Raw genomic sequence first — 25,071 nt, 5'->3', positions numbered from 1 at the left:
CGCCAGCATCGGCAGGCGGTTAGAACCCGAAGAGGGTTCGCTGTAATATTCCCTCATCGCGAGCACCGATGCCCTTACTACCCTCGACGGGTATCAGTGCAGGCATGCTGCAATCGGAAGCAATTCACGCCACAAGGGAGCCGGGTACCGGATAGCGGAACCTACAAGCGGTCGCGCCGTCGATAACCGGCCTTCTGTTCGATACGAGACGTCAACCCCGACTCCCCCTGACCTGCGCAGAACCGAAGAGGAAGCAACATGAGACCTCGTTTGCGCGGAAATCTCACCACCCTCGTAACGCGCGCCGCAGTTACGGGGACTGCAGAGTGGACGTAGACACCCAGGGTTGGCAGGTAACATCACCCGCGTCAGGCGAGCCAACCAAGACAGCACCCGAGACCACAAGATCCAAGGTTGGATCAACCGGCTGACCGCTGGCGACGCGCGCTGATCCAGCCCATCCGTCGCACCGGCCGGCTCGCGAATTCGTATCCCGTACGACGAACACGGATTCGCGCCACGGATCCATGTGCTCGCCATTCAACAAAGAGCCGCTTGAACTGCCGACATTCGTGCGGGAGGGCGGTCGCCACGCCTGCCGTTGGCGCGCCCGGCCGGACGCCACATGTCGATCGACCAACACACTGTCCAAGGAGGAAGGTTGTCAACTGCCGCCAGCGAAACCGACATCATGGAATGGCGAACTATGGGTGCCAAGGCGTCCAATCTGGCGGCGATGAGGCGTCTTGGCGTTCTTGTTCCGCGCTGGAGCGCAATTCCCAGTGACGTCTTCGCCGCCTTCCTGGAATATGTCGACGACATCGACGTACTGCTGACGGGTGCCGAGGAGGAACCGGAGCGCGTCGCGGCCGAGGTCATCCGACGGATGCGGGCGACCGTCATCCCGGACCATCTCGCCAACCCGATCCAGGCGGCGTACCGTGCCGCAGGCGGCGGCAGTGTCGCCGTGCGCTCGTCCGGTCTGGAGGAGGACGGCGACAAGTACTCCTTCGCCGGCCAGTTCGACACCTTCCTCAACGTGACCGGGGCCGACGAGGTCCTCGACCGGGTCAAGGACTGCTGGGCATCCGCGTTCTCAGCCCGCTCGCTGACCTACCGGCTGCGCAACGGCCTGTCGCTACGCACGACCGGCATGGGTGTGCTCGTCCAGCAGATGGTCCACTCGGAGGTCAGCGGTGTGATGTTCACCGCCGATCCGACGACCGGTGCCGGCGACCGGTACGTGGTCAGCGCTGTCTACGGCCTCGGCGAGGGCATCGTCTCCGGCGCTGTGGATGCGGACACCGTGACCCTCGACGCGGTCACCGGAGCGGTTCTGGAAACGGAGATCGGCGACAAGTCGGAGCGGTACGAGCCCGCAGCCGGCGGCGGTGTCGACGTCGTCGAGGTGCCGGACGCCGATCGTGCGGGGCTGTCACTCGACCGGGTCGACCTCGGCACGTTGCGGGAGGCAGGCCGCGCCATCAGCGACGCCTTCGGCGCGCCGCAGGACATCGAGTGGGCGGTCGCGGACGGCCAGCTGTGGATCCTGCAAAGCCGTCCGATCACCACTGTGCCGGCCACGGCCGGGCCCGTAGGCGAGCTGCGGATCTGGGACAACTCAAACATCGTGGAGAGCTTTCGGGGGATCACGTCCCCGCTGACCTTCACTTTTGCCTCGACGGTCTACGGCGCGGTGTACGAGAGCTACGCGCGCTCGCTACGCGTTCCCGAGAGGCAGCTCGCGCAGATGCACGAATGGCTGCCCGCGCTACTCGGCAGCTTCCACGGCCGCGTCTACTACAACCTCATCAACTGGTATCGCCTCCAGCGGATCGCGCCCTTCTACGGTGTCAACCGCAAGCTGCTCGAGGTCGCCATGGGCGTGGACGAGGCGCTGCCCGATGAGATCGCCGAGGGGCTGTACCCGTACGAGTTCGACTCGGCGTGGGAACGCCGGCGCGCACGACTGATCACCTGCGCGACCTTCTTCTGGAAGTACTTCCGCATGGACCGTGACGTCCAGCGGTTCATCACGTACTTCTACGAGCAGTACGCGGTCTTCGACAAGCGCGACTACGCCGCGATGCCCGCCGACGAGGTGTACCGGGCGTTCCAGGACCTGATCCGTGGCCTCAACAGGCGGTGGGGTCCGATGCAGATGCTCGACTCCACGATTCTGCTGTCGATGGGTGTCCTCACGATGCTCGGCCGGCGCTGGCTCCCACACGCCCCCGAGTGGCTGGCCTGGGCCGCCGCCCGGCCCGGCGCCGACGTCGAGTCCGCCGAGCCGGCCCGCGAGTTGGCCGCGCTAGCGGCCACCGTCAAGGCCGACGACGAGTTGCGCCGCCTGGTGACGGAGACCGATCCGGCGGCGATCCCCGCCGCGCTCGCTGCTGCCGGGCACACCACCCTGCTCGCGGCGGTCGACGGCTACGTGAAGGCGCACGGCTACCGCAGCCCCGACGAACTCAAGCTCGAGGTGCCGGACCTGCACGAGGATCCGTCGAGCCTCTACCTGATGCTGCGCGACGCGCTACAGGCTCCGCCGGAAGCAGCCGGGGACGACAGGGCGCAGGAGTATCTTGACCAGCACCTGCGGGGGCCACGACGCTGGATCTACGAACTGGCCCGCCGCAAGGTGTCACGGTCACTGGCGGCGCGCGAGCGACTGCGGTTCTGCCGGACGAGGGCGTTCGGGTCGGCCAAGCAGATGCTCCGCTCACTCGGCCGGCACCTGCAGCAGGTGGGGGCAATCGAGCGGTTCGAGGACGTGTTCCTGCTACGCCTCGACGAACTCGCCGGGGCATACGAGGGCAAGATCGCTCACGACGAGCTGCGCGACATCGTGGCGGCGCGTCGGCGCACCCGGGAGCGACAGGCAAAGATGTTCGCGCCACCACGCTTCCGGACGTACGGCGCACCCTACTGGGCGGGCAACCTCGAGGCCGCCGGCTGGACCGTCGGCCGGGCCACCCGCACCGGTGTCCGTGAGCTGCGCGGGACGCCGTCGTCCCCGGGCACCACGACCGGGCGGGTCGTCGTCACGACGCGACCGCAGAACGTCAACGGCGGCATCGTCGTCGCCTACAGCACCGACCCGGGCTGGGTCGCCGCACTACCGTCGGCGACCGGACTGATCATCGAGCGTGGAAGCCCGCTGACCCACGTCGCGATCGTGGCACGCGAGCTGGGCGTACCGACGATCGTCAAGGCCAAGGGCGCCACCCGGGAGCTGGAAACCGGGATGACGGTCCGGATGGACGGCGGCACCGGCACGATCACGATCCTCCACGACACGGATGGGACGTCCGCGTGACCACCACCCTGGATTTCAGCGATGTTCGCGACTGGCTGGTCGATCCCCGGCCGGACAAGGGGGTCCGGTTCCTTGCCGAAGGGGACAGCTGGGACTACCACTCGTACGCGGACCTGTCTCTCGCGGCCCGGCGCAGTGCGGCGGCGATGACCGCTGCCGGCGCCCAGCCCGGAGATGTGGTCTGCCTGCTCATGCCGACGAGTTACCCGACGCTCTGCGCGTACTTCGGGGCCTGGGCCGCGGGCCTCACCCCCTGCATGATCACCCCACCCAGCCTCACCCGCAGCACCGAGTACGTCGAGCTCGTCTCGAACATCCTGCGTCGTGCCCGACCGGCTCTGATGGTCACCACCGAGCGATACCAGGACCTGGCCGAGTTGGCTCTGGCCACGGCGGACCTGTCCGGCCGCGCCTTCCTACACGGCGAGGCCGAGGAACCAATCGAGGTGTCCAAAGCGGGCCCCGACGACCTGGCGATCCTACAGTTCACCTCCGGCTCCACCGGCGTCCCGCGGGGCGTGCCGGTCACCTGGCGGAACCTCGCCGTCAACGTCTCCTGCACCCGGGCGTGGAGTGCCTGGAGCGAGGACGACTCGATGGCGACCTGGCTGCCGCTCTATCACGACATGGGCCTCATCGGCACCCTACTCACCGCCGTCTGTAGTCAGGCAGACCTGTGGCTGATGCGGCCCGCGCAGTTCCTGCGCGATCCGAGCAGCTGGTTGGAGTGCATGACCCGGGCCACGATCACAGCCGCGCCTCCGTTCGCGTACGAGTACGCGGTGGAGCGGATCTCCGCCGAGCGCATCGCCGGCTGGGACCTCTCCGGATGGCGGACCGCGTTCGTCGGCGCGCAGACCATCGACCCCGCGGTGCTCGACAAGTTTGTCGAGGCCACTGCCGCCGCGGGCTTCGACCGCAGCGCGTTCACCCCCGCGTATGGGATGGCAGAGACGACGCTCGGGGTGACCGGCACTGACCCTGGTGTGCCTCCGCTGGTGGTGCAGGTGAGGCCGGACGCTCTGCGATTCGGCCACCAGGTCGAGCTCACCCGGCAGTTCCACCTCGGCGAGGAGCCGGTGTCGACGCGCGCCGGTTGGCTGACCGGCTGCGGCGGCCCACGCCTCGACACCCGGATCAGCATCGTTGACCAGGACGGCGTCGAGCTGCCGCCGGGCCGACTCGGTGAGATCAGAGTCAGCGGGGAAACGGTCACCGCGGGCTACACCAACGACGCCGACTCCGGCGGCACCCGCTTCACCCGGGATGGCCTGCGCACCGGCGACGCCGGCTTCCTACACGCCGGCCAGCTGTTCGTACTGGGCCGGATGGGCGACAGCCTCAAGATCCGGGGGCGCAACGTCTACGTCGAGGACCTCGAGGCGGCGGTCGTCGAGGCGACCGGCCTGCCCGCCAACCGCTGTGTGGTGATCAGCGCACCGGAGACCGAACGTGCCGGCGTCCTGGTGCTCGTCGAGGGCGAGCGCCACGGCTGGGAGGAAAGCGCCTACCACACCCTGCGCTCCCGCCTGGGGCACGATCCGCGAATCCGGTTCGCAGTTGGCGGCAGCGGCCTGATCCAGCGCACCACCAGCGGTAAGCCACGCCGTCGTGGGATGTGGCAGCACCTACAGGAGGGAACCCTGAAAGCCGCGATCGTCGAACCGGGGGTTCCCGCGTGATCCTCGACGAGGCCGAGATCAGATCACTCGCAACCCAGACGCTGGAGCGTGTCGGTCACCCCGCGAGTGCCGCACTCGTCCTGGAGGGCTCCATAGCCGAGGGTTTCGGCAACTCGCGCTCCGACATCGACTTCCTCCTGGTCGCCGATCAGGAGGCCGACCTGCCGACGATGCCGACGATCTTCTTCATCGACGGGCGGCGGGTGGAAATCCGCACCCGGTCCGTCGGCCAGATCGTGGACCACCTCCAGGAGGTCAACGGTTACGTCGGACGCACCGCGCGCCGTATCGCTGCGCTGGACGAGCACCTGCTCAACCGGTGTCAACGGCTGCTCCGGGCGCACGTCGTGCACCGCCCGGACCTGGTCGGGAAGATCCGCGACCACCTCGCGTACGACGACTTCGCCGCCGTCATGACCCGGTGGTGGGCGGAGCACGCGCGGCAGTCCATCCGGCACTCCGTTGCCCTACTCGCCCTGGATCAGGTGGAGTCGGCCGCGGTGTGGGCGCGGGCGGGGCTCGAGCAGGCCGCCAAGAGCTACCTGGCACGCCACGGCGAGACGTACATCGAGCCGAAGTGGCTCTCGCTGCAGCTCGACCGGCTCGTCGGGAATCCGCTGGTCGAACGCTACTGGCAGATCACCAACGCGGAGCCCGACGCCGGTGGGCAGACCGAGCACACGCGGGACTGCATCCGCCTGGTCGCGGAGCTCGGTGTGCCCGGCTGTGCCGAAGATCCGCAGCGGCTGGTCGTGGCCCGGGCGCCGGCAGTGACCACCTGGCAAATCGACGACCAGGTGCATCTGGTACGTGACCGCCGTGACGTCTTTGTCCTCGGCGACGCCGCCAGGCGGGTGTGGCGGCGCGTCGTCTGGGGGCGACCGCTCGCGGAACTGAGGGCCGACGCCGAGCGGACCGGCGTCGCCGATGCGGGTGAGCTGATCGCCGCCTACCTCCGGTACGGCCTGATCCGGATCACCTGGCGGGGGGTCCCGATCTCGCCGCGGCTCCCGATGGCCGCGCCGCTCGGCGCCGTCACCCCCGCTCCGGCGATCAGCAGCCCGATCCTGGGCCTCGCCGGTGCCGAGCCGCCGCACCCCCGCGCGATCGCGTTGCTACCGCTGCCGGCGCCGCGCTTCGCCGCCGCCGCGATGGCACTGATGTGGGGAAATTTCATGATCGAGAATGCTATGGAGGATCTTCAGGGCGCACTCGACCGCAAACAGTGGGGGGTCGCTGCGCTCACCACGGCGCGTGCGGTCAACGGCGGGCTGCGTGCCCTGCTCAGCGCGCACGGTGTGAGCCCGCTGCCGCCCGATCCCGAGCTGCTGCCCCGACTCGATCTGCTGCCCGGCACGTACCCGCAGATCCGGGTCCTCGCCGAACGGCTGTACGCGACCGTGGCTACCAGCGAGGAGGACGCCCGGCGTCTGCTCACGCTCCTGCGGGAGTACATCACCGAGATCCGGTCGGCCTCGGGCGGAGAGGCGTTCCCGTCGTCGTTCGACTCCGCGGATGGCTGGCAGCGCACCCTCGACATCGGCTACGACCTGCTGCGCCTCGGCGCATATCTGGACCAGCAACTCCCCCTCGACGAGGCGCAGGACCTGCTCTCCAGCGGCGGTGTACAGCCGCACGCACGGACCGGCGCCGCAACACAGGAGACGTGATGGACGACGCGTTCGACGAACCGACCGGTTACGCGATCATCGCCGCGATGGCGCCGCACCCACTCCCACGAGTCGGGGCGGAGACCCGGTTGCGCGACGACCTGATGTTCGACTCGATCCGGCTGATCGAGCTGGCGATGGCCCTGGAACGGCAGTTCCGGCTGCCCTCGCTCGACCTGAGCGAGTCGACGGACCTGACGACCGCCGGAGACGTCCTGAACCTGGTTCGCCGGCAGCTGAACACCGGAGGAAGGGCATGAGCGAGCCGAAACGGATCCTGGTCACCGGGGCGGCCGGCCTGGTCGGCGCCGAGATCTGCGCCCGCCTGCTGAAGGCCGGGCACCGAGTGTCCGGCCTGGTACACACCACCCGAGTGCTGATCGCCAACGGCGGCCGGGTCGTCGCGTCGGCGGCGGACGACCGGGCGGACACCGTGCGGCTGGTCACCGGAGACGTCACCGTCCCGCGGCTGGGCCTCGACGACGACACCTGGACGGACCTGGCGGACGGGCTCGACCTGATCGTGCACTCCGCTGCGATCACCGACTTCGGCCGGCCCCGGGAGGCCTACCAGGCGATCAACACGACCGGCACGGCCCACGTGCTGGAGCTGGCCCGTGAGCGGTCCACCCCGCTGGTGCACGTCAGCACCGCGTACGTGTGCGGCGAGCGGGAGGGCACCGTCCTGGAGTCCCAGCTCGACGTCGGGCAGCGGTTCGGCAACCCGTACGAGGAGAGCAAGCTCGCCGCGGAACAGCTGGTGCGCAAGGCCGCCACGGACAGCCTGCCGACCGTGGTGATTCGGCCCAGCGTCGTCGTCGGCGCCGCCCGCACCGGCGTGGTCCGTGACTTCAAGAACCTGTACGTCGTGCTGAAGCTCCTGTCCGAAGGCCGGATCAGCGCGATCCCGGGCTATTTCGACGCCTGCGTCGACCTCGTGCCGGTCGACCACGTGGCGGCGCTGATCACCGCGGTGGTCGACGACTTCGCCCGTGCCCGGGGCCGCACGCTGCACGCGGTGGGGGCGTCAGTACGGATGCGTCACATCTCCGATGTGCTCGCCGAGTACCCGTCCTTCCACGTTCCCCGCTACATCGCGCCGGCCACCTTCGACCCCGCCACGCTGCCGGACCTCGAGTGTGGCTACTGGCACCGGGTCATGTCGCTGTACGAGAGCTACTTCCGCCGTCGGCAGCACTTCGACGACGCCACCGCAGCCGAGTTTCGGGTACACAAGCGACTGCCCAGCGGGCCGAACCACCTGCGGCGGATCATCGACTACGCGGTCGGTGCTGGCTACCTCGGCGCACCTCTGCAGAGTGTGGCGGACGCCCTGAGCCGGGTCAACCAGCGGTGAGTGGCATCGCGGCCTACGGGCCGCCGTTCCCCGAAGGCCTGACCCACGATCCGGGCAAGCAGCGTCGTCACGGCACCGACAGCTACTTCCTGGAGGCGTACGAGCAGCTGTCCGCGCTGACACCCGACCCGGTGCGATTCGCGTACGAGCACGCCATGCTGCTGATGAAGCCGGACGCGGTGGCGTCGCGTTCGATCGAGCGCGCCACCGAATGGCTGAGCGAGAAGAGCTTCCGGATCGTGGCGGCCCGGCGGCTGCACATGCGCCGTGAAACGGTCCGTGCGATCTGGCACTACCAGCTGAACCGCGCGACACCCCAACGCTGTCTACTTGCCGACGCGCTGTGCGGGCAGTCCGACTCACTGGTGATTCTGTTACGCCCCACCGAACCCGTCGATGTGCCGGCCACGGTGGCGCTCAGCATCGACAAGGGGCCGGCCGATCCAGTGCGGCGCCGCCCAGGCCAGCTACGGACCCGGCTCGGCGATTTCGGCTTCCTGCTCAACCTGGTGCACGCCTCCGACGAGCCGGCCGATCTCGTCCGGGAGCTTGGCATCCTGCTCGAGCACCGGGACCGCCGCGCACTGGTCGGCCAGGCGCTGGCGAACACGGACCGGCACGATCAGACGACCACGCTCGCCCGGGAACTGTACGCCGAGCACCCCCCACATGACCTGGAGTTCGTTGCCTCGACCCGCCGCCTGACCAGGGCCGTGGAGGAACTCCTCGCCACGGCGGCCCTGCCGGACGAGGTACGCCAAACGCTGGCCGCCGAGCTGGCCTCGGCGACCGACGAGCCGGCGAGCTGGGGGCCACTGGTCAACATGATCTGGTCGGCGGACCTGCCGCTGACCGGCTGGGATTTCATCGTGGTGGGCAGCCACGCGGTACCGCTTTCCCACCCGCAGTACGGACAGCTGCTGGCCGGAGCCGATCCCGGCCCGTGGCGGGCGCTGGCCACCGTGGCGGCGTCATGAACGGCGCCGTCGGGCAGGCCCCGGCGCTGCTGCGCTACCGCGCGTTTCTCGGCGCTGTCTTCGCGCCGGGGGTACACGTCGCCTACGGAGTGCTGTGGGCGTGTGCGTACGAGGCCGCTGCGGTCACCGCAGCGGGGGGCGCCTGGCGGCCGTCGACCGGGTCGCTGGTCCGGGCCACGACGATCATCGTGGTCCTGCTCTACCTGCGGCTGGCCGACGAGCGGATGGACGAGTCGTACGACCGGGTGCACAACCCGACCCGTCCGCTGGTCACCGGTCTGGTCAGCGTGATCGAGCTGCGCCGGGCCGGGTGGGCGGCGGCTGCCCTGGCGATCGTCGTCAACGTTCCACTCGCCCCCTGGTCGGCGGTGACGGTGGCGGTCCTCGTGGGCTACACCGAGCTACTCACCCGGCTCACACTGCGCTTGCCGAGGCTGCGTGACCGGGCGCTGCTCTACATCGTCGTGGCGTACCCGGTGCAACTGCTGATCGGCGTCTACCTGTACATGTCCGTGACCGGCACGGCGCTGGTACGGCCGGGAGCCCACCCAGTCCTGCTGATCATTGTGTTCGCCGCCGCGTTCCTGCACTACGAATTCGCCCGCAAGACCGTACGCGACCCCCACCCGGGGGCCCGGACGTACTCGGCCACCGCGCTCGGCGCCACCGGCAGTGGCGTGCTCACGCTCGGCTGGGCTCTGCTCGCGTGCGCCCTACTGACCGCGATCACCGAGCCGTGGCACGTGTCGGTCACAGCACTTCTACCCTACGTGGCTCTCGTCTTCCCGATCGCGGGCGCCTTCTCCTACCTGAGGGGCCGGGAGCGGAAGTGGCCCACGTCGCTCGCCATGCTCTATGTGATCGTCCTGGACGCGACGCTCGTCACCGGTGGGTTGCTCGGGTGATGGAGATCGGAGTCGTCCTACCTCAGGGCGAGCTGCACGGCGGTCCACGAGCCCTACGCGACTACGCGAGTGCGGTGCAGGAGCTGGGGTTCCGGCATCTCCTCGCGTACGACCACGTGCTCGGTGCCGATCCCGCCGGACATCCGAGCTGGCAGGGTGTGTATGACGTGGGTGATCCGTTTCACGAACCTCTGGTGCTCTTCGGCTACCTCGCGGCGGTGTGCGACCTCGACCTCGTGACCGGCGTCCTGGTCCTGCCGCAACGGCAGACCGCGCTGGTCGCCAAGCAGGCGGCTGAGATCGAGCTCCTCTCCGGAGGCCGGCTGCGACTGGGGGTCGGCATCGGCTGGAACGCGGTGGAGTACGAGGCCCTGGGCCGGCCAATGCGATCTCGGGGTGAGCGGCTCGACCAGCAGATCGCGCTGTTGCGTGCACTGTGGACACATCGGTCGGTCAACTTCGATCACAACGGTGAGCGAATCGTCGCGGCCGGCATCAACCCACTACCGAGTCGACCGATCCCCATCTGGATCGGTGGTGCCAGCCCGGCAGCGTACCGCCGGGCGGGCCGTACCGGGGACGGCTGGATGCCCCGCCTCCAGCCCGGACCGGAGCTCACGGCGGCCCGGGTGATCGTGGCGGAGGCGGCGGAGGCGGCCGGTCGGCCCGTCGAGGCGATCGGCATGCACGGCCGGGTCCGCTACACCGACGGCGGCGCGGCCGGGGTTGCCGCGGCGGCCCGGCGGTGGCGCGAAGCCCGCGCTACACACCTGGCCGTGAGCACGCTCGGTGCCGGGTTCACGTCGCTCGACGAACACCTCGAGGCACTCGCCGCGATCGCCCGCACGGGACTGCTCGACGAGAACACGGAAGGACCCGACCGATGACCGACACCCGGCTACCGAACCAACCCCACACAACCGTCGACCCGGCGGCTGTGCATCGCCGCCACGCTGACACCGTCTTCCTTGCCGACGTCCGCTCGGACGGCATGGGCGGATACGTGGCTACGGCCTGGCTGCCCCGGAGACACGCGTACTATTCGGCGCACACCGCGGAGGCGAACCGCCGTCTCGATCCGATGCTGCTGCTGGAGGCCTGCCGGCAGGTCGTCATCTATGTCGGCCACAACTGCCTCGACCTGGCCGAAGACACCCGTTTTCTGATGAGCTCCTGCGAGATGTCCGTGCCGGCCGACGCGTACGTGCAACGACCCGACAGCGGCTCGGTCAAGCTGACGATGCACGTCGACGTGTCGGTGGTCCGAACCGGAAGCCGGCTCCGCGCGTTCACGTCCCGGTGCGAACTGTCACTGGGCGGTGTGCGAATCGGATGGACGGCGATCACCTCGTCGGTCGCCTCCCCGGCCACCTACACGGTGCTGCGCCGCCGGGCTCGCAGCGGGTCGCCGCCGCCTTGGTCCGACCAGCTGTCCCCGTACCTGGACGGGCACGTCGCCCCCTCGACCGTCGGCCGGTTCCTCACCGCCGACGTGCTGCTGGCCGAGTTGCGTTCCGATTCGGGCGGGACCAGCGCACGAATGCTGCTGCCCTTCGACCACCTGGGCCTCTTTGACCACCGGCAGGACCACGTCCCGGGAACACTCCTCGTCGAGGCGGCCCGTCAGCTCGGCGCCGCGCTGAGTCCCGAGCCCACCGCCGCGGTGATGACCGGCCTCTCCGGCACGTTCGATGCGTTCGTCGAACTGGACGCTCCCGTGCGCCTCGTCGCCCGACCAGGCCGGGCTGACGGTGAGCGGTCGGTCGAGGTGGTGCAGGGCGGCACCGTACTCGCTGTGCTCAACGTGCTTACCAGCCGAGCGCAGAGCCGACCGCCACAGTGACCATCGATGGCGGTGTCTCGACGTCACCGCCCACGTGTCGAGGAGCAGCTGCTTCGGCTTCACCGGTCGGATTCATGCCAGGCAGGTGGGGCGGCGTTGTGGCGCTGGTTTTCGGCTCGTTCCCGGCCGTGGGAGACGCGACAGGTCCTGACCTAGAGGCGCTGTTGTCGCACCGCTGCGGCTTCCCGGCCGGCGTAGCCATGACCCTCGTCCGATCGTTCTCGCCGTGCGGGTGCCGACAGTCCCGTCCGTGCTGGATGCTCCTATGGATGTCAAGCGGCGAGTTCAAGATCGTTGGCTGTGATGATCTGGTAGAGCTCGCGGGCGATGTAGCGCTTCAAGCACCGGATGATCTCTTTCTTGGACAGGCCTTCTTTGGTGCGTCGTTCGGTGTAGGCGCGGGTGCGGGGGTCCCAGCGCAGGCGGCAGAGCACGACGCGGTAGATGGCGGCATTGGCCTGCCGGTCGCCGCCGCGGTTGAGGCGGTGCCGGGTGGTCTTGCCGGACGAGGCGGGGATCGGGGCGACGCCGCAGAGCATGGCGAACCCGGCCTCGGAGGTGAGCCGGTCGTGGTTCTCGCCGGCGCTGACCAGCAGTTGGCCGGCGGTGTCGGCGCCGAGGCCGTTGGCGGCCAGTAGGCCGGGGTTGATGGCGGCGACGAGGGGCTGCAGTAGTTCGTCCAGGTCGGCGATCTCGGTGGCGAGCTGCTGGTGGCGGCGAGCGAGGGAGCGTAGGGCGATCTTGACGGCGGTGGCCGGGGTCGCGGCGTCGGCCCGGTCGGGGCGCAGGTTCGCGCAGGTGGCGATCAGCTGTTTGACGGTCAGGCCGCGCAGCCGGGCACGCAGCTCGTCGGGGGCGGTGACGATCAGGGACTTGATCTGGCGTTGGGTGTCAGCGCGCTGCTCGACCGCACTGCGCCGGGCCACCCGCAGGTTACGCAGGGCCTCGACGCGGCCGTCACGCTGCTTGGGGGTGCCGGTGCGTTCTCCGGCCAGGGCCGCCCTGGCGGCTTGGATGGCGTCGATCGGGTCGGATTTGCCCTGGAACCGGCGGGTCTTGCGGTCCGGGCGGTCGACCTCGATCACGTCGACGTGGTCGTCGCGCAGCACGCGGGCGAGCCCCGCTCCGTAGGCGCCGGTGCCCTCGACCCCGACCCGGCTCAGCCGGCCGTGTCCGTGCATCCAGGCCAGCAGGGCGGCGTAGCCGGCCCGCGTGGCGGGGAACTGCTGGGTGCCCAGCACCCGTCCGACCAGGTCGATCACCGCCGCGGTGTGCGTGTCCTGATGGGTGTCGACTCCACCGACGACCTCGATCGCGGCTTCATCGGGTGTAATGGGAGGCATCGTCGTCCTGTCGTTCGTGACTGGGGGCAGGGCGGCACGCACCAGCCGGGCAACGCGGACAAGACAGAGATGGGGCCTCTGGCCAGGCTCCTATTAGGTCACAACGCCACGTCCAGTGAGTGCACGAGCACCTCCCGACCGAGGCCGACAAATCCCGTTAAGGACCCGAAGTCAGTCAGGTGGTGGGTCAGACCCCGGGCGGGAGGTGCTCATGAACATCATCTCTGTCAGGTGGCGTCCCGGGCCGACAGGAGACTCGCGCGTTCCGGTCGAGTCACCCACGTTACGGCGCCCCGGAGACCATCCGACCTCGGCGGCGACCCACGAGTACCGCGTCCGCCGCCGCGCCGGCCGTGAGTCCGCTGAGTTCGTGGGAGTCGTCCCAGGCCAGCGGCAGGGCGCACGGCGCCTGATGGACCTTGCCGGGACCGCACGCGAGCTGGCCGCGGTGCAGCCTTACGGTTGGGCGGTCAGTCGGTCAGGACGATGAATACCTGTCAGGGGTTCGGTGAGCGGTGGAAGGTGGCGACAACATGATTCGGCCGGAGGTATCCGCGTCGTCCGTACTGGATTGGCTTTCCGACGGCGTCGCGGTCGCCGGTGACGTGCCGGCCGGGCCGGTCGACTTCCTGGTCGGGCTGGCCCGGGTCGAAGCGGGCGCCTACCGGATCACCGAGCAGTGGGTGGTCGAGGTCGTTCAGAGCGGTCTGTGGCTTCGGCCGCTGTCTTCTGGGGAACTGACCCCGGCAGTGCGTGAGCGGCCGTGGCTGCCCGGGCGGATGGCGATCGTCGTTGGGCTGCCGGGCCAACCGTTGGACGACGACGCCCGGCTGGCGCTGCAGGAACTACTGACCCGGCTGCCCGTTTCGGCGCGACAGCGGGTTGACTGGTCTCCCCGGGAAGCCGAGGCTGTCGCGCTTGAACGCATGCGGCCGCGTGATGCACCCGACATCGCGTTGGCGCCGGATCGGACCGAGCCGCCGATGTGGTGGCAGGTCGATGAGCGTTTGTTCAGTGTCCTGGTCGCGATCAGTGAATCGGGCAACATACACACCGAAGCGGGTGAGATCGGGCCAGGCGAGTTGGGCGATTTGATCGCTGCCCGCGGAGGGCGGGATGGTCGACCGATTCTCCTCACGTCGAACGCTGGAGTGCCGCAGGAGTTCTGTCGACGCCTCGCTGATCAGGTGCCGGCGGTGGTGATCGGTGGTCGCCCGCACGATGGTGGGTGGTTTGCCGTCCGACCGCGCCAGGCTGGTCGCGACGAGTTGCCACCGCTACGTTTGGAAAGCCCGTTTCCGTTCGCCGACCAGGACCTGGACGAGATCGCCGAGGACCAGGCGGTGTCCCCGACCGATGTGACGCGGCAACCGGTGTCCGCCGACCGGCGGATGTTGGACCTGCGTACGAAGCAGTCCGTGCCGAACGTCGGCGACGGAACAGGCGAGGCGGACACGTCAGAATGTGTCGTTCTGTTGGGCCGCGGTCCCGACGCTCGCACGCCGTTTCGCGTGTTCGGCAAGCTGGCGAGTGAGTGGCTCGTGGCGGCAACCGTGGCGACGCAGCGGCCGGAGTGGCTTCACCGCGACCGTTTGATCAGAGTCGAGGTGGATGCGATTGATCCGCGGAGTCTTCAGCTGCTAGCGAACTACCTGGATGCGCCGACGGCCGTGCTGACGCAGCGAGACGGCGAGCGTCCGGCGGACGGCGACGAGCCCGGGTTGATCATAACTCGACCCCGACGGTCCACCCTGATGCCGACCACAAGCACGAGAAGCGGCTCCCAGAAGGGAGACACCGCAGACAGAATGCCGCAGCCTCGACGGGCGACCGCGGCAGACGATGCGGCTCACCTGTCCGGCTCCTCTGTCGCCTCCGACAGGTCCGCCCCCGCCGGACCCGCTCCGACCCGCTCACGGCCGGATTCGGTGCCCGATAGCACGGCAGAATCGCCTGTGCCTCTGTCGACGTCGGTGGCGGTTCCCACTACCCGCCCGGACCCGGATCCAGAGCCGCGCACCGAGGCTCCCGTAGCCTCGCCGGGTGGCGGCGGCGCGCCACCGGGCGGACAGCCGCCTGGTGCGTCGTCGGCTCCGACGGCGTCGGCCGAGCCAACAGCACAGCTGCCGGTGCTCGCGTCGACCCCACCGTCACCCACGCGTCCCGGTGCGGGGCCCCGCCTCGGTGGTCGCGGGCTGCTGGGAGCAGCCCTGGTCGCAGCCATCGTCGCGGCCGTCAGCGGCGCCGTCTTCGCACTGCGCGACGACGTGGATGCGGGTGCCGGCGACGTGCAGCGGGCTCTCGAGGCAGCGACGTCACCGGCGCCGACGCCCACCCTCGAAAGCCCGACGCCGACGCCGACCCTGAGCCCGAGCGTGACCCCGACCGCGTCGAAGTCTCCCAGCCGGACACCAACTCCTGCTGTGTCGACACCCCCGGCGACAAGGCCGGCTCCCTCGGTGTCGGCTCAGGTGCCGACCGCCGCCACCGGTCGACCGGACCCACGAAACGCAACCTGGCCCTCGGTCGCGCGGCTGGCGCCTCCAGCACGGAGACATCCTCGTTTGCGGCCGGGAACGTGGTCGACGGCGACCGGACGACTCGGTGGTCCAGTGAGTGGGACAGTAACTCACAATGGATAGCAGTCGATCTCGGATCGGTGTGGGCCGTTACCGAGGTCCGGCTGATCTGGGAGGCGGCCTACGCGACCAGATACCGGGTCGAGTTCTCACGTGACGGGACAACATGGTCGACTGTCCACTCCACCAACCGCGGAAACGGCGGGACTGTCAGGATCAGCGTGAAGTCGGCGGCGGCTCGTTACGTCCGGGTGGTCGGCACCCAGCGTGCCACGATGTGGGGATACTCGTTGTGGGAACTCGAGGTGCGTTGAGGGGCCGCCGGCACCCCGGGCAGCCGCACGATCGTGCGTCCCGGCGCCGACAACCACCGGCGGGCTGCCCGCGCCCGGCTAGTACTGCAACGGCGGGTCGTAGCTTCGGGTGCTGATCATTCGTTGGTTGGTTGTGGTGGATGCGCGGGTGGTCGGGTCGTGGGATGCCGGGTTGGAGGAGTTGTTCTTCCGGTTCGCGCATCGGTTTGAGCGGGTGGAGCCGCGGCGGCGGGCATGGGCGTATGTGCGGGGGCTACTGGCACCGTTGGAGCGGCGTAACGGCTGGACCCTCGCGGAGCAGGCTGGGCATGTGTCGCCGGACGGGTTGCAGGGCATGCTGTGCAGCGCGGCGTGGGACCGGGACGCGGTCCGCGATGACGTGCGCGATTACGTGGTGGACCAGATCGGCGATGCGGCCGGGGTGCTCATCGCTGACGAGACGGGGTTCGTCAAGAAGGGCCGTGCGTCGGCGGGGGTCCAACGGCAGTATTCGGGTACGGCGGGCAAGACCGAGAACTGCCAGATCGGCACGTTCCTGTGCTACGCCACGCCGCGGGGTCGGGCGTTGATCGATCGGGAGTTGTACCTGCCGAAGTCGTGGACCGGTGATCGGGACCGGTGCCGGCGCTCGGCGATCCCGGACGCCGTCGGGTTCGCGACCAAGCCGCAGCAGGCGCAGGCCATGCTGGAGCGGGCGGTCACCGCGGGGGTGCCGTTTTCGTGGTTCACGGCCGATGAGGCCTACGGGCAGAACCCTGGCCTGCGGGGCTGGTTGGAGGATCGGGACATCGCGTACGTGATGGCCACCCGACGCGACGATCGGGTGCCCTCCGGGCTGCACACCACCACCGGTGTCGACGAGCTGATCGGCAGGGTGCGTGCGGGCGCGTGGCAACGACTGTCGTGTGGTGACGGCGCGCACGGGCCGCGCCGCTACGACTGGGCTCGGCTGCCGATCCGCCGCACCTTTGCCCACGGCCGCCGCGGCTGGGTCCTGGCCCGACGCTCGATCACGGATCCCGGCGACATCGCCTACTACGTCTGCTTCGGCCCCCGCGGCACCCGACTACGCGACCTGGTGCGGGTCGCCGGTAGCCGTTGGTCGGTGGAGGAATCGTTCCAGACCGCGAAGAACGAGGTCGGCCTGGACCAGTACCAGGTCCGCCGCTACGACGCCTGGTACGCCCACATCACCCTCGCGATGGCCGCCGCCGCGTTCCTCGTCGTCACCCGCGCCCTCGAAGCCGCAAAGGGGGCACCACCGCAAACGAGCGCAGCCAGATCCCGCTGAGCAGCAACGAAATCCGCCGCCTGTTCGCCCACCTCGTCCTGACCACCCGCCGTCGAGCCGACCACATCCTGCGCTGGTCCGACTTCCGCCGTCGCCGCCAGGAACAAGCCCGAGCCGCCCACTACCGCAAACGACTCAAACCGCCATAAGTCACGACCCGCCGTTGCAGTACTAGGCGGCCTCGGGAACCGGCACCGCGCGGACCTCGACGACCGGTATGACGGCCGGTCGACCTTCCGTCCGTCGACGGTGAAGTGGCCGTGCCCGACGAGCTGGCGCGCTCGAAGTACCGCACGCACTTGCGGGTCAGCGGGATGCCGAGGGAGCGGGAGAGCCGGGCCTTGGGCCGGGGGTGGTTCACGTCGACGTCGCCGATCGGATGGTCTAACCTACTTATTAGGTAAGCCTAACCTGCATTGAGGAGGTCGGGGTCATGCGGCCCAGCCCGGCGGAGATCATGCGCACCCTCGTCGCGGGCCGGCTGCCCGCCCTCGTCCACCTGGCCCGGAACGCCGGCCCGCACCAGGTCCGGCATGCCACCGACCCGGATGGGCGAGTGCTGCTACTGGTGCCGGTCTTCAGCGACCTCGGCGCGGCGCTCGCGCCGCCGACCGGGGACAGCGACGTCGCCACCGTGCTCGACGTGCTCGACCTGCCGCCGGCCGCTGGCGCCCCCTCGCTCGGCCGGGCCTGGATCTCCGGCTGGGCCGAACGCCTCGACGGGGACGAGGCGCGCCGAGCTGCGGTGGACTTCGCCGCCACCCAGCCGACCGGCGACCTGCTGGACGTGGGCAGTCGGTTCCACCTGCACCGGTTCGAGGTGGCCGAGGCCCGCTGGGAACGCGCCGGCGGGGTGCGCCGGATCGCCCCGGAGGCGTACGCGGAGGCCGAGCCCGACCCACTGCACGCGGTCGAGGCGGAGTTGCTGGCCGACCTCGCCGACCACCACGCCGAGCAGGTCAGCGGCTACCTGCGCCGGCAGCTGAAGCTCCCTGGTGGCGAGTCCCCCCGGGTGGTCCGGATCGACCGATACGGGCTGTTGGTCGCGCACGGCCGACCCGGCGCCGGCCGGCGGACCCGGCTCAGCTTCGAGCGGCCCGTCGCCGATGTCGCCGAGCTGTCCCGGCTACTGCACCCGATGCTCTGCCCCCGGCCCGCCGTGTGACCCCCCGCCGCAACAGCGCAGGTCGCCGTGACGTAACGGCGGGCCGAGACGACCCACGCCGGCTGCTCACCCCTCCTCACGTTCAGACAGAACGACCCTCACGTCCCGAAGACGCATCCAACATCATTTCGTTAGGAGCTCCAAGCGGCGTGGACGTACTTGCGGAAGGCACAGTGTCTGCTCGCCGTCCGCGCCGGTAGTACCAGATCCGGCGAGCGAGCGCGGTGGCGCCGAGCACAAGGCACACGAGTGAGAAGAGAGCCAGCAACGGCATCAGCCAGGCAACGACGATCCAGTACTGGAAGTTGAAGACACCCGCCTGCGCCCCGACCAACGTCGGGAGGAAAAGGCCGAGGGTCGTCAGTAGGGCGATCGGCGTCAGCCGCGCCACGACGAAGGGCCGCGACGCCGCATGACGGCCAGTCGCCCACCGTGGCGCGCGCACCACGGCAATCACCAGGAGCAGGGCGACGATCACCGTCAGCGCAAGCAGTACGGCATTGACGACCGCCAGTGGGTTGTTCAGGGGTGTCTGTGCAAGCCCCAACCGCTCGGCCACCAAGTTCGTCGTCAGTGTGCTCGGCGCCCCGCCGCTGTTGGTGAGGGCGATCGCGGCGACGCCGGTACCGGGCGAGAAAGCCATGTCCCCTGTCCAAGTCGCAAGGGTGCCACCATGCGCCACGAGAGACGGCGACGCCTCGTCACCGACCGCTCGTGCCTGCCACCCCAATCCGAAATCGCCGGACTGAGGGGTGTGCATCTGTGCCAGCAGACCTTCGTTGAGCAGGTCACTGTCGAGTGCGCCTTGATTGAACTGTACCCACCGGATCATGTCGTCCAGCGTCGAGACGACGCCACCGTTACCGACGCACATGCCAGGCATCTCAGGAACCGTCACGGCGATGCCCAGCACCACCGCGTGCCCCGAGGCCAGCCCGTCGACCGGGTCCGAGCATCCTTCGGTCGCCGTCGTATCGCGCATCCCCAGTGGGGTGAACAGCTCGGTCTGGAGGAACTCGTCAAACCCGACCCCGGAGTGCACTTCGACAATGCGCGCCGCAATCGCGTAGTTGGTGTTGTGGTACTCCCATCGGGTTCCCGGGTCGGCGGCGAGTTTCTTGACGGTCAGGCCCGCGACGACGTCGGCTGCGCTGTGTGGTGGCGGAAAGGCGTACTCGTCGTTGGTGCGCAGTGACAGCCCAGAGCTGTGGTTCAGCAAATGTCGCACCGTGATCGTGGAGTACCGGGAATCATCCATTGAAAACTCCGGCAGCACCCGCGCAACCGGCTCGTCCAGCGAGAACGCCCCCCGCTTGACCATGAGCATGATCGCGGCCGCTGTCATCGACTTACTCATCGAGGCAACCCGGAACCGCGTCCGCGACGTCACGGCCTGCCCGTCTCCATCGCGGCCACTGACGACCTTCTGGAGGACACCGTTGTCAATGACCGCGGCGGCGACACCGGGCGCCCCGTAGACTGCGCGATACTCCTCTACGTGCTGTTCGGGGAACCTTTCGGTGTCCGCGTACACGGCGCCCGCCGGCCCGAAAAACATGACCGACATCGCCATCACGGCGACGCTGACGGACGCACGAACGACAGTTGACCACCTGGCTTTCATGCTCGGGACGCTAGACGTCCTGGCTCGGCGGCCGCCTCACTCTTCGGGGTGAGACCGGGTAGCGCGCCGATTGCTACCATTGGCGGACCACGCCCTCCCGCAGGCTGTCGCTGCAATCTGGTTGAAGTCCGCAGTTGTCCTCGCGCCGCCTGGGCATGAACGCAAATCGATGAGGCATCAAATGGACACCCAACACGATCCTGCTCTCGGCGACCGCGACAGCTGGGGCCGTGTCTCCTTGGGCGCCCACCTCATTCTCGCGCCGGCATCACTGGCCAGCCTGTTCGTCATCCATCACAGCGGCGGCCGACCCTGGCAGGTCACGACGGTGGCGCTTGCGGCGGTGGGCCTACACACCGGCGTTGTGCTGGCGAGGCACCGACCCTGGACTGGGTTCGTCACGACATCGCTGGCGATGCTGGGCCTCGTGCTGACACCGATGCCCGGGTGGCCGCCGACGGCGTTCCCGTCGGCGGCGTGTTTCCTGCTGACGGGGTGGCACCTGACCAGGACCGGGGACCGCCGTGCGCGTGTCTGCGTACTCGTCACGAGCCTGGTCGGAGTTGGTCTCGCCGAACTCCTCGAATGGCACCGGATGCCGCTATGGGTGCCGGTCTGGGCCCGAGTGCTTGAGGCGGCGGTCCTGGCCGGCATCGTCCTGACGGTGTGGGGTGTGGCCGTGGCGGTGACCCGGCGGCGGGAGCTGGCCGCAGCCGTGGAGCGAGCACACACCGAGGCGGTGCGCGACGCTGAGCGCGCCACCATCCGGCGCGACCTACACGACGTTATCGCACACTCGATCACGGTCATGGTCGCGCGAGTTGAGGCAGCAGCAGCGACGACCGGCGACACACGCGCGCGTCATGAGCTCGCCGACATCGCCGAGACCGGGCGGGACGCCCTCGACGGTCTGCGCGCGATGCTGGCGGTGCTGGGCGCGAAGGGACTCACCGCACAAGATCTGCCGCTTTCCATGGACGCCCTGCCAGTCCTGGTCGAGGCGGCGGCGACCCCACTGCACTCCGTCAGCCTGACGGAGACGGGCGCCCGGCGGGCCCTGTCGATCAATGCCGAGGCGGCCCTGGTACGCGTCGTGCAGGAAAGCATCACCAACGCACTCCGCCACCTGCATCCACCGGTCGACGTACAGGTCCGCCTGAGGTGGGAATCCACGCACGTCGTCGTCACGGTACACGACGACGGCGGCAGCGGGACGCGTCACGCCAACGCTCCCGGGTCCGGGCTCATAGGGGCTCAAGAGCGCGTCCACGCCGCCGGCGGCACATTCAGAGTGCAGCCGGGCAAGGGCTGGAGCGTCGAGGCACGCCTGCCTGCGAAGGTTGGCCGATGACTGCGGTCAAAGTCCTCATCGTCGACGACCAGGACGTGCTGCGGGCCTCACTCGCGACGCTGCTGGCAGTCAGCCCGCAGATCGAGGTGACCCACGACGTCGGCGACGGATGGGCCGCCGTCAACGTGGTCCGGGCACACCGCATCGACGTGGTCCTGATGGACATCCGGATGCCCGGGCTGGACGGCGTCCGCGCAACCAAAGAGATCACCCGAATCTCACCCACGACGCGAGTGCTGATCCTCACCACCTTCGACGCCGATGATCTCGTCATCGCCGCGATTCAGGCAGGCGCGAGCGGATACCTGACGAAGGACACCCGGCCCGACGCCCTCCGGCAGGCCGTGCTCGACGTCGCGGCTGGGACCTCCGCACTAGCCGCCGGCGTAGCCGCGAAGATCATCGGGCTTCTCAGGCGAGCACCCACGCCTGAACCGAATGCACTAATACTGCAACGGCGGGTCGTGACTTATGGCGGTTTGAGTCGTTTGCGGTAGTGGGCGGCTCGGGCTTGTTCCTGGCGGCGACGGCGGAAGTCGGACCAGCGCAGGATGTGGTCGGCTCGACGGCGGGTGGTCAGGACGAGGTGGGCGAACAGGCGGCGGATTTCGTTGCTGCTCAGCGGGATCTGGCTGCGCTCGTTTGCGGTGGTGCCCCCTTTGCGGCTTCGAGGGCGCGGGTGACGACGAGGAACGCGGCGGCGGCCATCGCGAGGGTGATGTGGGCGTACCAGGCGTCGTAGCGGCGGACCTGGTACTGGTCCAGGCCGACCTCGTTCTTCGCGGTCTGGAACGATTCCTCCACCGACCAACGGCTACCGGCGACCCGCACCAGGTCGCGTAGTCGGGTGCCGCGGGGGCCGAAGCAGACGTAGTAGGCGATGTCGCCGGGATCCGTGATCGAGCGTCGGGCCAGGACCCAGCCGCGGCGGCCGTGGGCAAAGGTGCGGCGGATCGGCAGCCGAGCCCAGTCGTAGCGGCGCGGCCCGTGCGCGCCGTCACCACACGACAGTCGTTGCCACGCGCCCGCACGCACCCTGCCGATCAGCTCGTCGACACCGGTGGTGGTGTGCAGCCCGGAGGGCACCCGATCGTCGCGTCGGGTGGCCATCACGTACGCGATGTCCCGATCCTCCAACCAGCCCCGCAGGCCAGGGTTCTGCCCGTAGGCCTCATCGGCCGTGAACCACGAAAACGGCACCCCCGCGGTGACCGCCCGCTCCAGCATGGCCTGCGCCTGCTGCGGCTTGGTCGCGAACCCGACGGCGTCCGGGATCGCCGAGCGCCGGCACCGGTCCCGATCACCGGTCCACGACTTGGGCAGGTACAACTCCCGATCGATCAACGCCCGACCCCGCGGCGTGGCGTAGCACAGGAACGTGCCGATCTGGCAGTTCTCGGTCTTGCCCGCCGTACCCGAATACTGCCGTTGGACCCCCGCCGACGCACGGCCCTTCTTGACGAACCCCGTCTCGTCAGCGATGAGCACCCCGGCCGCATCGCCGATCTGGTCCACCACGTAATCGCGCACGTCATCGCGGACCGCGTCCCGGTCCCACGCCGCGCTGCACAACATGCCCTGCAACCCGTCCGGCGACACATGCCCAGCCTGCTCCGCGAGGGTCCAGCCGTTACGCCGCTCCAACGGTGCCAGTAGCCCCCGCACATACGCCCATGCCCGCCGCCGCGGCTCCACCCGCTCAAACCGATGCGCGAACCGGAAGAACAACTCCTCCAACCCGGCATCCCACGACCCGACCACCCGCGCATCCACCACAACCAACCAACGAATGATCAGCACCCGAAGCCACGACCCGCCGTTGCAGTACTAACAGCACTGACGCCGCGCGAGTCCGAGATATTCCGCCTGATGGCCGCAGGCCAGTCCAACCGAGAGATCGGCGCTACTCTTTACCTAACCCAAAACACCGTCAAGACACACGTCCGCGCGATTCTCATGAAGCTTGGCCTGCGCGACCGCGTGCACGCCGTAATCTACGCCTACGAGAAGGGCCTCGCCGACCACCCGTAACGTAGACCCGAACTCGTGTCGGAACCGGATTCTGGACCGACTCGGCAGACTCCTCCACGAACACCAGAAGGGCCGCCCGAACAGCACGGACAAGGTTTCGGCACCCGCAACGTTCGGAGACCGTGCTGCGCTGGAACCGCCATCTGGTCACCCCGCCGGCATGGACGACGCCCGCGCCGGCCCGGACGGCCACGAACGCTCCGTTCGATCCACCGGCTGGTGCTCCGCCTGGCTCGGGAGAAGATGAGAAGGGCGGTCATGGGTGAGGTGACGACCTCACAGCACCTCACCCAGCCCTACACGAGCTCACACCCAGGGCAGCGCTGTCCCGCCAGGCGCCCGCCCGCAGGGGATGTCGGCGTGCGCTGCACCCGGATTCCGCCTCGCCAGGCCGCGCCGTTGTCGCCCAGAAAGCAGGATACGCATGGAGCGATCCGGGTTGAACCGTACGCGGCCGGCGGCCTGGCAGGTCATGCCAGTTCCAGAACGAGCTTGCCGACGTTCTCGCCGCGAAACAGCATTTGCAGAGCCCCGGGGAAGTCATCCACGGTGCCCCGAACCACGTGCTCCTTGATCTTGATGTGGCCGGCGCGGATCCAGCCGGCGATTTCCTGTGCCGCCTGTGGGTAGCGCTCAGCGTAGTCGAAGACCACGAAGCCCTCCATCCGCGCGCGCCGTATGAGCAGCGACGTGTAGTTCGATGGACCCTGCGCCGACGTGGTGTCGTTGTACTGGCTGATCGCCCCACAAATCACCACCCGAGCGTGCATCGCCAGGTTGCTGAGCGCCGCGTCCAAGATACTTCCTCCGACGTTGTCGAAGTAGACGTCGATGCCGTTCGGGGCACTCTCGCGGAGTGCCTGCTTGACGTCAGCGGCACGGTAGTCGATCGCCGCGTCGTATCCCAGTTCGTCGGTGAGCAGCGAGCACTTCTCGGGCCCGCCGGCAATACCCACGACGCGGCACCCCCGCACCTTGGCGATTTGACCGGCCATGGTGCCGACCGCGCCAGCCGCGCCGGAGACAACGACGGTTTCGCCATCCTTCAGCGCGCCGACGTCCAGCAGGCCGAAGTACGCCGTCATGCCTGGCGTGCCGAGAGCACCGAGATACGTCGACGGTGAGGCGAGCGTGGTATCGATCTTCATAGCGCCCTTACCGTCGGAGACCACGTACTCCTGGACGCCAAATCTACCGACGACGTGGTCACCGGGCTGAAAGTCGGGGTGGTGGGACGCCGTGACCTCGATGACGGAACCCGCCCGCATCACCTCGCCGATCCCCACGGGAGGCAGGTAGGAAGGGCGGTCGTCCAGCCAGGGCCGCATGGCCGGGTCGAGCGAAATCACGCGTGTCCTGCCCGCGAACTGGCCCGGACCGGGCTCCTCGACCGGTACGGAGCGATGCTCCCAGTCACCGGGCTGGATGAGGCCCGAAGGGCGTGCTGCCAAGCGGATCTGACGGTTCGTCACCGACATCGAACCTCCTGCTGGTCACCGACATACGCGGACGGCGTGGGTCTGACGGATACCGATCGAGCCCGGAGCGTTGTCGACCATCGAAAGCACGCACGAGCGTCACCTGGCCACCGTAACGGAGAAGCGTCTGGAGCACTTCGAG

The 25,071-nt window shown here is 69.0% G+C and carries 18 protein-coding genes and 3 pseudogenes; 15 read left to right on the top strand and 6 right to left on the bottom strand.

Annotated features, from left to right (window positions below; all coding sequences use genetic code 11):
• Positions 1-661 precede the first annotated feature (661 nt).
• From QTQ03_RS21320 to QTQ03_RS21280, 9 genes are read left to right on the top strand one after another with little or no spacing between them, the layout of a single operon-like run.
• On the top strand, positions 662-3,319 hold the full coding sequence (locus QTQ03_RS21320) for a phosphoenolpyruvate synthase (protein ID WP_289279572.1): 2,658 nt from the start codon (positions 662-664) through the stop codon (positions 3,317-3,319).
• A complete protein-coding gene (locus tag QTQ03_RS21315; protein WP_289279571.1) occupies positions 3,316-5,001 on the top strand; it encodes an AMP-binding protein in 1,686 nt (561 codons plus the stop codon). The genes QTQ03_RS21320 and QTQ03_RS21315 overlap by 4 nt, the downstream gene beginning before the upstream one ends.
• A complete protein-coding gene (locus tag QTQ03_RS21310; RefSeq protein ID WP_289279570.1) occupies positions 4,998-6,671 on the top strand; it encodes a hypothetical protein in 1,674 nt (557 codons plus the stop codon). Before QTQ03_RS21315 ends, QTQ03_RS21310 begins: the two co-directional genes overlap by 4 nt.
• Positions 6,671-6,931: an acyl carrier protein gene (locus tag QTQ03_RS21305; protein ID WP_289279569.1), complete on the top strand. Its 261-nt coding sequence runs from the start codon at positions 6,671-6,673 to the stop codon at positions 6,929-6,931. Before QTQ03_RS21310 ends, QTQ03_RS21305 begins: the two co-directional genes overlap by 1 nt.
• Positions 6,928-8,028 (top strand): SDR family oxidoreductase, encoded by a 1,101-nt coding sequence (locus QTQ03_RS21300; RefSeq protein WP_289279568.1) that lies wholly within the window; start codon positions 6,928-6,930, stop codon positions 8,026-8,028. Before QTQ03_RS21305 ends, QTQ03_RS21300 begins: the two co-directional genes overlap by 4 nt.
• Positions 8,025-9,005 (top strand): nucleoside-diphosphate kinase, encoded by a 981-nt coding sequence (locus tag QTQ03_RS21295; protein WP_289279567.1) that lies wholly within the window; start codon positions 8,025-8,027, stop codon positions 9,003-9,005. The genes QTQ03_RS21300 and QTQ03_RS21295 overlap by 4 nt, the downstream gene beginning before the upstream one ends.
• Positions 8,972-9,910 carry a hypothetical protein gene (locus tag QTQ03_RS21290; RefSeq protein WP_289279566.1) on the top strand — a complete coding sequence of 313 codons (939 nt, stop codon included), beginning with the start codon at positions 8,972-8,974 and terminating at the stop codon, positions 9,908-9,910. Before QTQ03_RS21295 ends, QTQ03_RS21290 begins: the two co-directional genes overlap by 34 nt.
• Entirely contained in the window at positions 9,910-10,797 is an 888-nt protein-coding gene (locus QTQ03_RS21285) for an LLM class F420-dependent oxidoreductase (protein WP_289279565.1), read from the top strand. Before QTQ03_RS21290 ends, QTQ03_RS21285 begins: the two co-directional genes overlap by 1 nt.
• Positions 10,794-11,753, top strand: a complete 960-nt coding sequence (locus tag QTQ03_RS21280; protein WP_289279564.1) for an AfsA-related hotdog domain-containing protein — start codon at positions 10,794-10,796, stop codon at positions 11,751-11,753. The genes QTQ03_RS21285 and QTQ03_RS21280 overlap by 4 nt, the downstream gene beginning before the upstream one ends.
• A gap of 272 nt (positions 11,754-12,025) precedes the next feature.
• Here QTQ03_RS21280 and QTQ03_RS21275 read toward each other — a convergent pair whose 3' ends face one another.
• The gene (locus QTQ03_RS21275; protein ID WP_289277002.1) at positions 12,026-13,096 is read right to left on the bottom strand and encodes an IS110 family RNA-guided transposase; all 1,071 of its coding nucleotides are present in this window, start codon (positions 13,094-13,096) and stop codon (positions 12,026-12,028) included.
• Positions 13,097-13,704: 608 nt separating this feature from the next.
• Here QTQ03_RS21275 and QTQ03_RS21270 point away from each other — a divergent pair.
• Positions 13,705-15,989: pseudogene (locus QTQ03_RS21270) on the top strand (discoidin domain-containing protein); the annotation flags it as partial.
• Positions 15,990-16,137: 148 nt separating this feature from the next.
• Positions 16,138-17,280, top strand: a complete 1,143-nt coding sequence (locus QTQ03_RS21265; RefSeq protein WP_289279559.1) for an IS701 family transposase — start codon at positions 16,138-16,140, stop codon at positions 17,278-17,280.
• A 242-nt stretch (positions 17,281-17,522) separates the two neighbouring features.
• Here the strand turns inward: QTQ03_RS21265 and QTQ03_RS30405 are convergent.
• Both QTQ03_RS30405 and QTQ03_RS21260 read right to left on the bottom strand, forming a co-directional pair.
• A pseudogene (locus QTQ03_RS30405) lies at positions 17,523-17,579 on the bottom strand (hypothetical protein); the annotation flags it as partial.
• A pseudogene (locus QTQ03_RS21260) lies at positions 17,558-17,641 on the bottom strand (30S ribosomal protein S4); the annotation flags it as partial. The pseudogenes QTQ03_RS21260 and QTQ03_RS30405, both read right to left, overlap by 22 nt.
• 72 nt (positions 17,642-17,713) lie before the next feature.
• On the opposite strand from QTQ03_RS21260, the gene QTQ03_RS21255 reads away from it, so the two are divergent.
• The gene (locus QTQ03_RS21255; RefSeq protein WP_289279563.1) at positions 17,714-18,445 is read left to right on the top strand and encodes a DUF2470 domain-containing protein; all 732 of its coding nucleotides are present in this window, start codon (positions 17,714-17,716) and stop codon (positions 18,443-18,445) included.
• 82 nt (positions 18,446-18,527) lie between these two features.
• Here QTQ03_RS21255 and QTQ03_RS21250 read toward each other — a convergent pair whose 3' ends face one another.
• Positions 18,528-20,018 (bottom strand): serine hydrolase domain-containing protein, encoded by a 1,491-nt coding sequence (locus tag QTQ03_RS21250; RefSeq protein ID WP_289279562.1) that lies wholly within the window; start codon positions 20,016-20,018, stop codon positions 18,528-18,530.
• 130 nt (positions 20,019-20,148) lie between these two features.
• Between QTQ03_RS21250 and QTQ03_RS21245 the strand changes: the two genes are divergently transcribed.
• Both QTQ03_RS21245 and QTQ03_RS21240 read left to right on the top strand, forming a co-directional pair.
• Positions 20,149-21,420 carry a sensor histidine kinase gene (locus tag QTQ03_RS21245; RefSeq protein ID WP_289279561.1) on the top strand — a complete coding sequence of 424 codons (1,272 nt, stop codon included), beginning with the start codon at positions 20,149-20,151 and terminating at the stop codon, positions 21,418-21,420.
• A complete protein-coding gene (locus tag QTQ03_RS21240) occupies positions 21,417-21,917 on the top strand; it encodes a response regulator (protein WP_289279560.1) in 501 nt (166 codons plus the stop codon). Before QTQ03_RS21245 ends, QTQ03_RS21240 begins: the two co-directional genes overlap by 4 nt.
• A gap of 121 nt (positions 21,918-22,038) precedes the next feature.
• Here the strand turns inward: QTQ03_RS21240 and QTQ03_RS21235 are convergent, their stop codons facing one another.
• Positions 22,039-23,181, bottom strand: a complete 1,143-nt coding sequence (locus QTQ03_RS21235; protein ID WP_289279559.1) for an IS701 family transposase — start codon at positions 23,179-23,181, stop codon at positions 22,039-22,041.
• Between QTQ03_RS21235 and QTQ03_RS30735 the strand changes: the two genes are divergently transcribed.
• The gene (locus tag QTQ03_RS30735; RefSeq protein ID WP_502889796.1) at positions 23,128-23,451 is read left to right on the top strand and encodes a response regulator transcription factor; all 324 of its coding nucleotides are present in this window, start codon (positions 23,128-23,130) and stop codon (positions 23,449-23,451) included. The two genes, QTQ03_RS21235 and QTQ03_RS30735, sit on opposite strands and share 54 nt — an antisense overlap.
• Before the next feature lie 470 nt (positions 23,452-23,921).
• On the opposite strand, the gene QTQ03_RS21225 is transcribed toward QTQ03_RS30735, so the two are convergent.
• On the bottom strand, positions 23,922-24,929 hold the full coding sequence (locus tag QTQ03_RS21225; RefSeq protein WP_289279558.1) for an NADP-dependent oxidoreductase: 1,008 nt from the start codon (positions 24,927-24,929) through the stop codon (positions 23,922-23,924).
• Positions 24,930-25,071 lie beyond the last annotated feature (142 nt).

This window comes from Micromonospora sp. WMMA1363, assembly GCF_030345795.1.
In the GTDB taxonomy this organism is placed as follows: domain Bacteria; phylum Actinomycetota; class Actinomycetes; order Mycobacteriales; family Micromonosporaceae; genus Micromonospora.
The sequence above is the reverse complement of the archived record's forward strand: the minus strand, read 5'-3'. Positions and strand labels throughout refer to the sequence as shown.